Raw genomic sequence first — 12,863 nt, forward strand, 5'->3', positions numbered from 1 at the left:
CCAGGCAAGGCCAGCCCCCTTGGGGGGCAGCGCAGTGCGTGAAGTGACAAGCGAGGGGGCCACCGGCCGCAGCGCCGGGCCGCCCCAAGCAAGGCCAGCCCCCTTGGGGGGCAGCGCAGTACACGAAGTGACAAGCGTGGGGGCCACATTCCTGCCCGAATGCCCGCAACTCAAGTTGCTGCGCATGGAGGGCGAGGTCTACTTTGGCGCTGTCCAGCATGTGGCAGACATCTTGCACGCGCTGCGCAGCCAGCCTCATCCGCAAAAGCACTTGCTGGTGATGGCCAAGAGCATGAACTTCATTGACCTGGCCGGCGCCGAACTGTGGGAGGCCGAGCTCAGCGCGCGCCGTGCCATGGGTGGAAACCTGTACTTTCACCGGCCACGGCCCGAAGTGATCCGCATGTGGCGCAAGACCGGTTTCACCGACGTGTTGGGGCCTGAGCACCAATTTTCCGACAAGGCCACTGCGATTTCCACCATTTTCAGGAAACTTGACCCTGAGATTTGCCTTCATTGCAGCGCGCGCATATTCCGGGAATGTACCTCCGTTCCGCTGCCTCCCGCTGCAAAACCGGCGGCGCCTGTTGCACCGAGTGCCTGAGCAGACCATGAAATCCCGACCTGTCGTCCTGGCGCCGCTGCGCCTTCACTTTGATCTGACCACAGTGCGCCTCTTCATCGCGATCGCCGAGACTGGCAGCGTCACTCGGGCGGCTGAGCGTATCTGCCTCGCGCCCGCGGCAGCCTCCCGCCGGATGAAAGAGCTGGAAGCACAATTTGGCATCGTGCTGTTCCAGCGGCGGCCGCATGGCATGGCGCTGACGGACGCCGGGATGGCTTTGCTGGCCCATGCGCGAGTCAGGACGCATGCCGTCGCACGCATGCATGATGATGCCCAGGCGTTCCGGCGCGGTGACAGGGGTGTGGTGCGTATTGCCGCTTGCACTTCGGTGGTGTTGCAGTTTTTGCCGCTGGATTTGCGACGCTGTCAAACGGATTTTCCGGGCATCAATATCGACTTGCAAGAGCTCAACAGCGGCGGCGTTATCCAGGCCGTCAGCCGTGGCGTGGCTGACATCGGTCTTTACGAAAGCACGCTGGGCGCGGTCGGGCTGCCGTCCCTGCCCTATAACGAGGACCGGCTGGTACTGGTGATGCACCGGGACCACCCGCTGGCGGAGCGCAAGCGCGTGCGGCTAGAAGATTTTCTGGGCTACGAGGTGATCGGGCTGGGCGAAGGGTCTGCCATTTCCAGCACCCTGGCCCGCATGGCCGCCGAAGTCAACTACGCGTTGCACATGCCGATCCGGGTCAGGAGTTTTGAAAGCATGACGGCCATGATTGCCGAGGGCATTGGCATTGGCGTGATGCCCAAGGCGGTAGCCAGGGCTTTTGCGGCGGGCAGGCGCTTTTGCCGCCTCGACATTGATGGCGATTGGGCGGCGCGGCGCTTCGTGCTGTGCCACCAGCCGGCGCTAGCCATGTCTTCTGCGGCGCTCACCGTGGTGCAGGCCTTGTCCGGGGTGATTTCGCAAACTGCGAATCCTGTCTGAGTAAATGAATGATGGCGCCCCGCGTGCCTGGCTTTTACAGTGCGTCAGGCGTTTGAACTGTCGCCAGCGTCAACGTGGCACTTGGCCCCGCTGCTTCCAAAATCAACCGAGACTTGCCATGACATTCAAACGGATGCGCCCTTTGGCCTTCACCTTCACCTTCACCCTTGCCGCTGCGACGCTAACGGCGTAGTTTGCCAGCCATGCCCAGACGGGTTTCCCCAGCAAACCGATCCGTATCAACGTAGGCGCGTCGGCCGGTGGCGGAACCGACATCATTGCCCGGCTTTTTGCCGAAAAAATGACGGCTCTGCTTGGCCAGCCCATCATTGTGGACAACCGGCCGGGCGCTGCCAATACCATCGCCGCTGATCTGACGGCAAAAGCCCAACCTGATGACTATACCCTGCTGATGGCCACCAATTCGCCGCAAGTGATTGCGCCGCATTTGATCAAGCTCAATTTTGACCCGCTCAAGCAGCTGACACCGGTCGGCATGGTGGTTGTGGTGCCGCATGTGCTGCTGGTCAGAAGCGACTATCCGGTGAAAAACTTCAAGGAGTTGCTTGCAATAATCAAAGCCCGGCCTGACGGCCTGAGCTATGCCTCCTCGGGCATGGGCAGCGTGCAGCATATCGCCGGTGAACTCTTCATGGCCGCCACCGACACCCGGATGAGCCATATCCCCTACAAGGGCAGCGCCCAGGCGCACCAGGACATCCTGGCTGGCCAGGTGGAGATGATGCTGGACATCACGTCGTCCGGGATCAGCCTGATCAAGTCCGGCAAATTCCGCGCGCTCGCTGTGACGACGCCCAAGCGCGCTGCCGAGATGCCTGATGTACCGACACTGGCCGAGCTGGGCGTCAAGGGCGCCGAGATGAGCACCTGGTACGCCATGTACGCGCCGGCCGAGACGCCGCCTGCCGTACTCGACCGGTTAAGCCTGGAATTCAACAAGGCTCTGCGCTTGCCCGAGGTGCTGACCAGGCTCAAGGGCCTGGGTGGGGAACCTTCCACGCTGACACGCGAGCAATTTGTGCAACTGCAGGCCGCCGACAACGCGCGGTTTGCGGCGTTGATCAAAGAACGCAACATCAAACTGGACTAAGCCCATGATTCCCCGCATTGCACTGACCATTGGCGACCCCGCCGGCATCGGTCCTGAAATCATCGCTCGCCTGCTGGCTGATCCCGCTACCGCTGCCAAGGCCCGGATTCACCTGATCGCCAGCGATGAAGCGCTGCAAGCCGGTGCGCGAGCCGCTGGCGTGCCGCTGCCGATGGCGGGTCCGAACCTGCAATTGGTCGATTGGGCTGGCCGAGATGCGCGCTTCACCCCTTCATTGGCTGGCGAAGCCAACGGTCGCTTCATCCTCGACAGCCTGAAGCTGGGCACGCAGATGGTGTCCAGCGGGCAGGCCGGCGCACTGTGTTTCGCACCGCTCAACAAGGGCGCGATGCGCCTGGGCGGCATGCATGAGGAGGACGAAATGCGCTGGTTCGCCAGGCTGCTGGACTACAGCGGTCCCTGCAGCGAATTCAATGTGCTCGGGCCAATGTGGACGGCGCGCGTGACCTCGCATGTGGCCTTGAAGGAAGTCTCCGGTCTGCTCAAGCCGGAGGGCGTGGCCGGTGCCATCCGCATGCTGACTCTTGCCCTGCGCGCGGCCGGCGTTGCGCAGCCGCGCCTCGGCGTGTGCGGCCTCAATCCGCACAACGGCGACAACGGCAACTACGGCTCGGAAGAGAGCGATATCATCGAGCCGGGCATGCGGCTGGCGGATACCTGGGGCTTTCCGGCACGGGGGCCGTTTCCGGCCGACACCATCTTTCTGCGCGCGCGCCGCGGCGACCTTGACGGTATCGTCACCATGTACCATGACCAGGGTCAGATCGCCACCAAGCTGATGGGCTTTGACATCGGCGTGACGGTTGAAGGCGGCTTGCCGATTCCAGTGACCACGCCCGCGCACGGCACCGCTTATGACATTGTCGGCCAGGGCACGGCCCAGGCCACGGCGATGACCAGTGCCTTTGACCTGGCCTGCCGCATGGGGGTGAGCCACCGGGCGCGCCAGGCCGGTGTCTCTTCAGCAGGAGCAGGTTATTGCGCCGACACGACCGTTCTTACCGCTTGAGCCATTGACCGCAAGATGACGAAAATTCTCCTGGGCTGCATCGCAGACGACTTCACCGGCGCTACCGACCTGGCCAATACCCTGGTGCGCGCCGGCATGCGCGTGGTGCAGGCCATAGGCGTGCCTGATGACGCGCTGGACGTCGGGCTCGACGCGGATGCCGTGGTGGTCGCGCTGAAGTCGCGAACCATTGCACCAGCTGACGCCGTGACGCAATCGCTAGCGGCGCTGGCCTGGCTGCAGCGCCGGGGCGCGCAGCAGATCTATTTTAAATACTGCTCCACCTTCGACAGCACGCCAGCCGGCAACATCGGCCCGGTGACAGAGGCGCTGATGGCGGCGCTGGGAACCGACTTCACGGTCGCCGCGCCGGCGTTTCCCGACAACCAGCGCACGGTGTTCAAGGGGCACCTGTTTGTGGGCGACCTGCTGTTGAACGAAAGCGGCATGCAGAGCCACCCGTTGACGCCGATGCGCGATGCCAATCTGGTGCGCGTGTTGCAGGCGCAGTGCCGCGGCAAGGTCGGCTTGATCGATTACCGAAGCGGCGCCGCCGGCGCCGACGCGATTGGCGCGCGCATCGACCAGTTGCGCCGCGAAGGCGTGCGGCTGGCGGTGGTCGATACGCTTTCCAACGACGATTTGTTGCATCTGGGCGCAGCGCTCAAGGGGATGCCGCTGGTCACTGCGGGCTCCGGGCTGGGCGTCGGTCTGCCGGCCAACTTCGGCATCTCACCTTGCGCCGACGCCGGTGGGTTGCCCGCCGCTACAGGCTTGCAGGCTGCAGTGTCGGGCAGTTGCTCGCTGGCCACCCGGCGTCAGGTACGGTCATTTATTGACGCCGGTCGCCCGGCGCTGGGCATTGATCCGCTACGCATAGCGTGCGGCATCGATGTCGTGGCCGAAGCGCTGGCCTGGGCCGAAACGCAGCTTGCGCAAGGACCGGTGCTGGTCTACTCCACGGCCGATCCGGACGCGGTGAAATCGGTGCAAGGCCGGCTCGGCGTTGAGGCGGCCGGCGCCATGGTCGAGTGCGCCATGGCGGCGATTGCGCGTGGTCTGGTGTTGCGTGGCGTACGCCAGTTGCTGGTGGCCGGCGGCGAAACTTCCGGTGCCTGCGTGCAGTCCCTGAACATCAGGCAGCTGAAAATCGGCCCGCAAATTGACCCCGGCGTGCCCTGGTGCCATGCACTGACCGATGTGGCCGGAGCCCCTGGATTGCACCTGGCGCTCAAGTCAGGCAATTTCGGCAGCGACGACTTCTTCAGCAAAGCCTTTACCATGCAGCGATGAAACGAAATTTCAAAACAGGCGCTCACGCCTGCTTGCCGCCAGCATGACTGAAAACCAGTCACGAGACGAGATCTGCCGCATCGGAAAAAGCCTGTTTGATCGCGGCTATGTGCATGGCACGGCGGGCAACATCAGCGTGCGACTTGCGGCGTCTGACGGCGGCGGTTTTCTTATGACGCCGACCGATGCCTGCCTGGGTTTTCTTGACCCGTCGAAACTGGCTCGGCTCGACGCCAGTGCAAGGCAGTTAAGCGGCGACCGCGCCAGCAAATCCATCGCACTTCATGCGGGAATTTACACCGCCGCGACCCGCCTCGATGCCCAAACCTGCTGCGTGATCCACACCCACAGCACGCATTGCGTCGCGCTCAGCCTGCAGGCGGACAGTGCGGAATTGCTGCCACCGGTCACGCCCTACTTCGTGATGAAAGTCGGCCGCGTGCCGCGGATTGCCTATCACCACCCCGGCGACCCGCGCGCGGCGCAGCAGGTGGCGCAAACCATTGCCGATTACGGCAGGCGCGGCGCGCCGATCCGCGCTGTCATGCTTGAGCGCCTGGGCCCCCATGTCTGGCACCAGACGCCTGCCGCCACGATGGCTACGCTCGAAGAACTTGAAGAAACAGCCAAGCTCTGGTTACTGGCAAATCCTAAGCCCGAGCCCCTCACCGAACTCCAGATTGACGAGCTGCGCCAGCGCTTTGGCGCACACTGGTAAAACCCCATGCCCCAATTCGCTGCCAACCTGTCCATGCTTTATCCCGAGCTCGATTTTCTCGACCGTTTTGAAGCGGCGGCGAAAGACGGCTTCAAGGCGGTTGAGTACCTTTTCCCCTACGCCTGGGAAAGCCGCGAACTCGCGGCGCGCCTTCAAGCCCACGGCTTGCAACAGGTGCTGTTCAACGCGCCGCCAGGCGACTGGGAGCTTGGCGAAAAAGGACTCGCCTGCCTGCCTGGGCGCGAAGCCGAGTTCCGCAGTGGCATTGTCAGGGCGCTGGACTACGCCGGCGCGCTGGGCTGCCCCCGCATTCACGTCATGGCCGGCGTGCTGCCCTCGGGCACCGAGCGCGAAGCGCTGCGCCCGACCTATGTCGGCAATCTGCGCTGGGCGGCCGCGCGGGCCGCAGCGGCCAACGTTGACGTGCTGATCGAGCCCATCAACACGCGCGACATCCCTGGCTTCTTTCTGAACCGGCAGGACCAGGCGCACGAGATCGTCGGCGAGGTGGGCGCTGCCAACCTCAAGGTGCAGATGGACCTCTACCATTGCCAGATCGTAGAAGGTGATCTGGCAATGAAGCTGCGCCAATACCTGCCGACGGGCCGGGTCGGCCATATCCAAGTCGCCGGCGTGCCGGGTCGCCATGAGCCCGATGTGGGCGAAATCGACTATCCCTATATTTTTGCCGTGCTGGACGAGTTGGGCTACAGCGGCTGGGTGGGCTGTGAGTACAAACCCGCGCGCGGACTTGCAGCCGGTGCCACGTCGGCCGGGCTGGGCTGGCTCAAAGCGTATGGTGTGCAAAACCAGATCCCGGATTGAGCTCCGCGCTGCTCCGTGGAATGAAGCTTTTTGAGACCCCTCACTGAACCAGAAGGCAAGCCACCATGCCCCACCCTTTTAAAGTCGGCGACCACGTCACATGGAACTCCGAAGCCGGCCACGTCAGCGGAAAAATCATCAAGGTGCATAGCCGCGATGTGGACTACAAGGGCTACACCCACCACGCCAGCGAGGCCGCGCCGCAGTATGAGATCAAGAGCGACAAGTCCGATCACATCGCCATGCACAAGGGCACGGCGCTGCACAAGGTGGCGGACTGAAGCGCGAAGGGCTTGTGGGCAGGATGCGCGCCCGTTTTTCAGTAAAAACGGCCTCTTGTCCAATGAATACGGTTACTTTTAGCTATAAAAATAATAGCGTATCCCGTTGCCGGGCCTTGCAGCCGACAGCTTACTGGACGCGCAGCGGCAGGCTCGCAAATCCGCTGGCCGGGTAAACCGCCAGCGTCGGTGGCGGGTCTGCCGGCAGGCTGATCCGGGTCGTGCCGCCCAGCAGCGCCTGCATAACCACAAGCAGCTCCATGCGGGCCAGCGGCGCGCCGGGGCAGACGTGGATGCCCGCGCCGTAGAGCAGGTTGGCAGCGGGGTCGCGGCCCAGCCGGAACGTGTCTGCCGCCTCAAAAACGCGCGGGTCGCGGTTGGCCGCCATCCAGTTCAGCGAGAGGCGCTCGCCCGCTGCGATCTGACGGCCGCGAATTTCCACCGGCCGCGTCGTCCTGCGCCGGTTGGCCACCAGCGGGCCGTGCAGCCGCAGCATCTCGTCGATGGCCTCGGGCAGCAGCGAAGGCTGGGCGCGTAATTGCTGCTGCAGATCGCCATGCTGTGCCAGGTAGTGCGCCAGTATGCCGACCGATGCTGAGATCGTGCCGACCTCGCCCACCGTCCAGTTGCGCAGGATGCTGGCGATTTCCTCGTCGCGCAGCGGCCTGCCGTCGACCTGCTGCGCCAGCAGGCTGGTCACGATGTCGCTCTCTGCCAGTGCGTCGCTGGTGCGCCGGTTTTGCAGCAATTCGTTGACATGGCGCGCGAACTCGCTCGCCAGGGCGGCCATGGCAGGCCGGTCCAGCGCCAGACTGGCTTCGCGGTTTTTCTGCGTCCACACGCGCAGCGGCTCGTGCAGGTGCGCCGGCCAGCCCAGAAAGGCGCATTGAACGCGCACCGCGAAGGGCTGGGCGAATACGCTGATGAATTCCAGCGTGTCCCGGCCCGCGAGATCGCGCACCAGGCGGGCGGCGATCTCGCGGCATGGCGGCTCGAAAGCCTGCATGCGGGCAGGCTGAAAGTAGCGCTCGACAATGCGGCGGTAACCGGTGTGTTCGGGCGGGTCCATGCCGTTTGGAACCGAAAGATGCCGGGACACCACGCTGCTGAAGGTGGCGGAGTCATTCAGCACGCGAAGCACGTCCTGGTGCCGGAACAGCGACCAGCCCAGAAAGTCACTGTAGGCCACCGGGCAGCGCTCGCGCAGGTCGTCAAAAGTGGCGCGCTGGTCAAGCAGTGCCGCGGCTGAGGTCGGATCCCAATCCTGAGGTAGTGGTTGGTTCATGGTGTTTCCTGTGGTCTGTTTCGGCGCTGCGGTGGCAGCTTCGCAGCGCGAATTCGCCAGCCGTGCGTGGGCAAACGGGAGCTTGCCTGTCATGCTGCATGCTACGCCTTGCGCTGTGCGGGCAGCCATCGCGCCGGATTCAGCCCGGTGCAAAAACCCCTTTTTGCCGCCCGGGCAGCGGCCGCGAGGCGGCTTCCTATTCCGCCGCATCCCGCCGCTGCGGGCCCGCGCAGCGAAACGTCAGGTTAATGCGCCGCCTGCCCGCCAGAGCGTGCTCACCGTCGGCCAGCGGCGCCACGCCGTGGTAGGCCAGCCGCGCCGGGCCGCCCCACACGGCCACGTCGCCATGCGCCAGCCGCAAGCGGGCCGGGCGGTCGCTGCGCAGAGTGCCGCCAAACAGGAAAACCGCCGGCAACCCGAGAGACACCGACACAATCGGCGCGCTCAGGTCGCCTTCGTCCCGGTCCTGGTGCAGCGACAGGCGCGCGCCTGGCTCGTAGCGGTTGATGAGGCAGGCGTCGGGCCTGAAGCCGTCGAAACCGGCCTCGGCCACCGCCCGCACGGCAAGGCTGACGAAGCACGCTGGCATGGCCGGCCAGGGCTGGCCGGACAGCGGGTCGGTGGCGCTGTAGCGGTAGCCGCTGCGGTCCGACACCCAGCCCAGCGCGCCTCAATTGCTCATGGCCACGGACATGGTGTGGCCGCCCGGCACCACCAGATGGCGCAACGGCGCGCTAGCGATGATCTGCTGCACCGACAGCGTCAGGCTTTGCGCCACATCGAGCGCAAAGCCGCGCAGCAGCATGGCGCCGGGCGCGATGGGCTCGGGCGCTGCGTAAGGCGTGGGGTCGTTGTCGAAAAGACTGAGGGTCACAAAATCTCCGCCACACTTCATTTTTTGGTGAAAACCGACTCTTGTCCAATTTTTACGGCTATAGTTTGCTATAAATTAAATAGCAATTTCGCGGCGGTCATCGCAACGCCTGCGCCACCAGTTTGGGGGGGACTATAGTGAAAGCAAGATAACACCATGCTTCGCTGCTACAGGCGACAGGGTCGATAACGTCAATAACGTCAGCACCGTATTAGCCTCCCGTCGGATAAACCTGGTTTGCAGAGTCTCCGACGGTCTACACACTCAGGCGCCGCACCATGCCATCCACGTTTCATCCAGGCCGCTTCTTTATCTCACTGCTGATGCTGGCTTTCGCCCTGTCAGCCCATGCGGAGGTCTTTCGCTGGGTTGATGCGCAAGGCAAGACGCACTTCTCGGACGTGGTGCCGGATGAATACAAGGATGTCGCCCAGCCCGTGGACGCCACGGCGCCGTCTCCTTCCGCCGAAGAACAGCGGCGCGCGATGGACCGCGCTGCCCGGGAGAAGGCTCAAGCAGCAGAAGCGCCGACGATCGCAGCCCCGGCGGCCGCCAGTTCTCCGGCACCAGCGGCGCCATCCACTACGACGTCGAAACGCCCGCCATTCGCGCCCAGCGACAACGCAAGTTGTGAGAGCTGGCGCCGTCTTTACCGCGAAAGCCTGGACTGCTTTGGCCCCTATAGAACGGCGCGGGGCGCAACCAAAGCCGAGGCGTTTGAGCATTGCACGCCCGTCGCAGAGCCGCCCGAGCGCTGCGGGCCAAACACGCCGTGACAGGCAGGGCCGTCGCGCCCTCTTGCCCGACTGGATGGCCACAATGTCTGCCGCGGTCATTCTGCGATGTACCGCCTCCAGGGCAGGAGCAAACCAGCCCGCCAGCTCCGTCAGGATCGGGCGGTCCGGCCGCTGCTTGTCCTGGCAGCAACTGGCCAGCGGCTACGGTGACGGGCGGATTGGGGAAGGCAGGCGACCGAGTTCATGGAGTCAAAACGATGTGTAAAACACGATACTTGCGCTGAAAGACAAGATGCCAAGCGGGGGACGGAGCTTATGCCGGGTTGCTTGCAATCCGGCATTTCAGCTCATCCCGTGGGATAAACTGGTTTTCCGGAATATCCGACGATTTACATCACATTAGACTCCTTAGCCCTCATCATGGCCACGCGAAAACTATCCAAACCATCTCTTGTGGGTGCACCCGAGATTTCTCCTGAGGATGGCATTCGCTAGCTGAATCAGCAAATCGAGCGAGCGGAACAGATGCTCGCCTCGCGGCCTATCACGTCCGACACAGTTAACTCGTGGAACCTCCTAACTAAAAATTTCCTCACGAAGGCGTTCGGAGATTTTTCACCAAACGTCAGTGCAGTAGTCGATATTGGCAGATTCGGGAGCTTTCCCATGAACGCAGGGCCCGAATGGTGGGAAGACCATAACGCGAAGTCCCTCCGATCTAAGGTAAGTTGCCTACGTGGCCTAGTTGAGCTGCTCGAAACGGAGATCAATCTGACTGCTAAAGTCCCCAAACTTATGGCGCAACCCCAACTGAGTCGTCGCGTGTTCCTAGTCCATGGGCACCACGACGGGCTGCTATACGAAGTCGCGCGCTATCTGGAAAAGTTGAATCTTGCTGCTGTCATCTTGCGTGAGCAGCCCAGCGGAGGGCGCACCATCATCGAGAAGTTCGTTGACTACGCTGACGTGGGTTATGCAGTTGTACTCCTTACGCCCGATGATCGTGGAGGCCTAGTCAAGGCTGCATACGAAGAGCAGCGACCTCGTGCACGGCAGAACGTCATTCTTGAGTTGGGCTACTTTCTGGGAAAGCTTTCACGGAACAGAGTGACCGCGCTGCATATGGGCGATGTCGAAATACCATCCGATTATTCAGGAGCAGCCTTCGTTGCCGTCGATGATCGTGGTGCTTGGCGTATTGAACTAGCGCGCGAACTCAAAGCTTCTGGCCTCGAAATCGACATGAACCTCGCGCTGTAAGCATGGTGTAGATCAGTCGCGCCAGTATGTGCACGGCGGCGGTCACGACTTTTGGTTTGCCCATGTGTGAGTACATGCGTCTGAAGTACGCGCCTACGCCTGGGCTTGTATTCGGGCACCTGGGTCATCGGCGGGAAAATTCTCAGCACCAATGAGTGCAATACTTGGCCGGCCGGGCGTAGAACATCATCTCCCGGTAGCCATTCCCCACCATCCGGCTGCAGGGATATCCTCGCCAGATATTTCAGAACTTCCAGGATGACAAAATAAAAAAGTCGGACGCTAACCAGGGCCCGCCGGCATCCGAACTGATCTCGCAACGAATCGCCAAACTCGGGGATTGGCGCGGGGCACCCCTTGGCAGAATGCGCAAGCTCATCCAGCAAGCAGATCCGGACGTCGTCGAGGAGTGGAAGTGGATGGGCACGCCGGTCTGGTTGCACGACGGCATCGTCTGAACTGGCGAGTCCAACAAGGACAAAGTGAAGCTGACATTCGCCAAGGATGCGTCTCTGAAGGATGCGGCCCGTCACTTCAACGCCAGCCTGGACGGAAAGGTGCGCCGCTCGATCGACATCCACGAGGGAGAAGAAGTTGACGAGTCCGTCTTCAAGGCGCTCTTCTCGAAACGGTCGCCCTCAACAATTCCGGCAAGTCGAAACCTTCAAGAAAAGCGGGCAAACCTGCAACGGGTGGATAAAAAGTCCGCAGTGTCCAATATCTACGGTCATAATGTGCTACAAAATACGTAGCTAAATCCACGCCAGCCGCCGCAACAAGCTAGCCCGACAGCTCCGTCAGAATCGGGCAGTCCGGCCGCTGGTTGCCCTGGCAGCAATGCGCGAGCTGGGCCAGCGTCTGGCGCATTGCCTCCATCTCGGCGATGCGCCGCTCCAGGTCGGCTACGTGGGACCGCGCGCTGCGCTTGACGTCGGCGCTGGCACGGCGCTGGTTTTGCCAGAGCTTGAGCAACTCGGCAATTTCCGCCATGCTGAAACCCAGCGTGCGTGCCCGGTGAATGAAGCGCAGGATATGGACCTGCTTGTCGCCATATTGCCGGTAGCCCGCCTCGGTGCGATGCACGGAGGGCAGCAGGCCCAGCGATTCATAGTGGCGAATCATCTTGGCCGAAACGCCCGATTGACTTGCGGCCTGGCCGATGTTGAAAGGCCCCCCCTGGTCCTCACTTTGTGGAATACGCTGCTCCTCAAAGGGAATGGCCTTGCCTGGGGCAGCCTGGCGCGACGGCAAACTGTTCCGGTTTTTACCGAGTGTCATGGCTTGCCTTGCGAGGGTTTGCATGTCATTTCGAACTTCCTTTCCAGCGCCGCAATAGCAAGGCGTTGCTCACCACGCTGACGCTGCTGAAGGCCATGGCCGCGCCGGCAATCACCGGGTTGAGCAGGCCAAAAGCGGCCAGCGGGATGCCGACAATGTTGTAGAAAAAAGCCCAGAACAGATTTTGCCGGATCTTGGCGTAAGTGCGGCGGGAGATGTCGATGGCGTCGGCCACCAGCGCCGGGTTGCCGCGCATCAGCGTGATGCCGGCGGCCTGCATGGCCACGTCGGTGCCGGTGGACATAGCAATGCCCACATCCGCCGCCGCCAGCGCGGGGGCATCGTTGATGCCGTCGCCGACCATCGCCGCGCGCCCGCCCGCCAGCTTGACCTGCTCCCTGAGCTGGCCAATGATGGCGGCCTTGTCTTCGGGCAGGACCTGGTAGTGCACGATGTCGATGCCGAGCTGTTTGGCCACGGCTTCGGCGCTGCCCCGGTTGTCGCCGGTCACCAGCGCGGTCTGTATACCCAAGGCATGCAGGCTGGCGACCGCCGGCGCGGCGGTGGGCTTGAGCGAGTCGCCAAAAGCGAGCAGCGCCAGCCGTTGCGGCGATG

Annotated in this window: 13 protein-coding genes and 2 pseudogenes; 11 read left to right on the forward strand and 4 right to left on the reverse strand. The window is 62.9% G+C overall.

Translation table 11 applies throughout. The features are described 5' to 3' along the window. The 8 genes from HHJ19_RS04055 to HHJ19_RS04090 form a co-directional block, all read left to right on the forward strand. Positions 1–604, forward strand: a 604-nt coding sequence (locus HHJ19_RS04055; RefSeq protein WP_296904303.1) for a sodium-independent anion transporter, incomplete at its 5' end; no start/stop codon positions are given. 7 nt (positions 605–611) lie between these two features. Further along, complete coding sequence (locus tag HHJ19_RS04060) at positions 612–1,556, forward strand: LysR substrate-binding domain-containing protein (protein ID WP_296904305.1); 945 nt, start codon at positions 612–614, stop codon at positions 1,554–1,556. Positions 1,557–1,833: 277 nt separating this feature from the next. Beyond that, positions 1,834–2,667, forward strand: coding sequence for a tripartite tricarboxylate transporter substrate binding protein (locus tag HHJ19_RS04065; RefSeq protein WP_296904326.1), 834 nt, complete (start codon positions 1,834–1,836; stop codon positions 2,665–2,667). A 4-nt stretch (positions 2,668–2,671) separates the two neighbouring features. Beyond that, entirely contained in the window at positions 2,672–3,697 is a 1,026-nt protein-coding gene (locus tag HHJ19_RS04070) for a 4-hydroxythreonine-4-phosphate dehydrogenase PdxA (RefSeq protein WP_296904307.1), read from the forward strand. 15 nt (positions 3,698–3,712) lie between these two features. Further along, complete coding sequence (gene otnK, locus HHJ19_RS04075) at positions 3,713–4,990, forward strand: 3-oxo-tetronate kinase (RefSeq protein WP_296904310.1); 1,278 nt, start codon at positions 3,713–3,715, stop codon at positions 4,988–4,990. A gap of 43 nt (positions 4,991–5,033) precedes the next feature. After that, on the forward strand, positions 5,034–5,708 hold the full coding sequence (locus HHJ19_RS04080) for an aldolase (protein ID WP_296904312.1): 675 nt from the start codon (positions 5,034–5,036) through the stop codon (positions 5,706–5,708). A gap of 6 nt (positions 5,709–5,714) precedes the next feature. Continuing rightward, entirely contained in the window at positions 5,715–6,533 is an 819-nt protein-coding gene (otnI, locus tag HHJ19_RS04085; protein ID WP_296904314.1) for a 2-oxo-tetronate isomerase, read from the forward strand. Positions 6,534–6,598: 65 nt separating this feature from the next. Next, positions 6,599–6,814 carry a DUF2945 domain-containing protein gene (locus tag HHJ19_RS04090; protein ID WP_296904316.1) on the forward strand — a complete coding sequence of 72 codons (216 nt, stop codon included), beginning with the start codon at positions 6,599–6,601 and terminating at the stop codon, positions 6,812–6,814. Positions 6,815–6,944: 130 nt separating this feature from the next. Here the strand turns inward: HHJ19_RS04090 and HHJ19_RS04095 are convergent, their stop codons facing one another. Both HHJ19_RS04095 and alkB read right to left on the reverse strand, forming a co-directional pair. Then, entirely contained in the window at positions 6,945–8,099 is a 1,155-nt protein-coding gene (locus HHJ19_RS04095) for a cytochrome P450 (RefSeq protein WP_296904318.1), read from the reverse strand. Between the two features lie 196 nt (positions 8,100–8,295). Further along, a pseudogene (gene alkB, locus HHJ19_RS04100) lies at positions 8,296–8,973 on the reverse strand (DNA oxidative demethylase AlkB). Between the two features lie 278 nt (positions 8,974–9,251). On the opposite strand from alkB, the gene HHJ19_RS04105 reads away from it, so the two are divergent. From HHJ19_RS04105 to HHJ19_RS04115, 3 genes and pseudogenes are all read left to right on the forward strand, one after another. Beyond that, on the forward strand, positions 9,252–9,749 hold the full coding sequence (locus tag HHJ19_RS04105; protein ID WP_296904320.1) for a DUF4124 domain-containing protein: 498 nt from the start codon (positions 9,252–9,254) through the stop codon (positions 9,747–9,749). A gap of 627 nt (positions 9,750–10,376) precedes the next feature. Then, positions 10,377–10,970, forward strand: a complete 594-nt coding sequence (locus HHJ19_RS04110; RefSeq protein ID WP_296904322.1) for a nucleotide-binding protein — start codon at positions 10,377–10,379, stop codon at positions 10,968–10,970. Positions 10,971–11,236: 266 nt separating this feature from the next. After that, positions 11,237–11,670: pseudogene (locus HHJ19_RS04115) on the forward strand (DUF1801 domain-containing protein). Positions 11,671–11,750: 80 nt separating this feature from the next. On the opposite strand, the gene cueR reads toward HHJ19_RS04115, so the two are convergent. Beyond that, complete coding sequence (gene cueR / locus HHJ19_RS04120) at positions 11,751–12,167, reverse strand: Cu(I)-responsive transcriptional regulator (RefSeq protein WP_296904328.1); 417 nt, start codon at positions 12,165–12,167, stop codon at positions 11,751–11,753. Between the two features lie 106 nt (positions 12,168–12,273). Continuing rightward, positions 12,274–12,863 (reverse strand): HAD-IC family P-type ATPase (locus tag HHJ19_RS04125; protein ID WP_296904324.1); only part of this gene is annotated, 590 nt, incomplete at its 5' end.

Source organism: Polaromonas sp., assembly GCF_012927415.1.
In the GTDB taxonomy this organism is placed as follows: domain Bacteria; phylum Pseudomonadota; class Gammaproteobacteria; order Burkholderiales; family Burkholderiaceae_C; genus Polaromonas.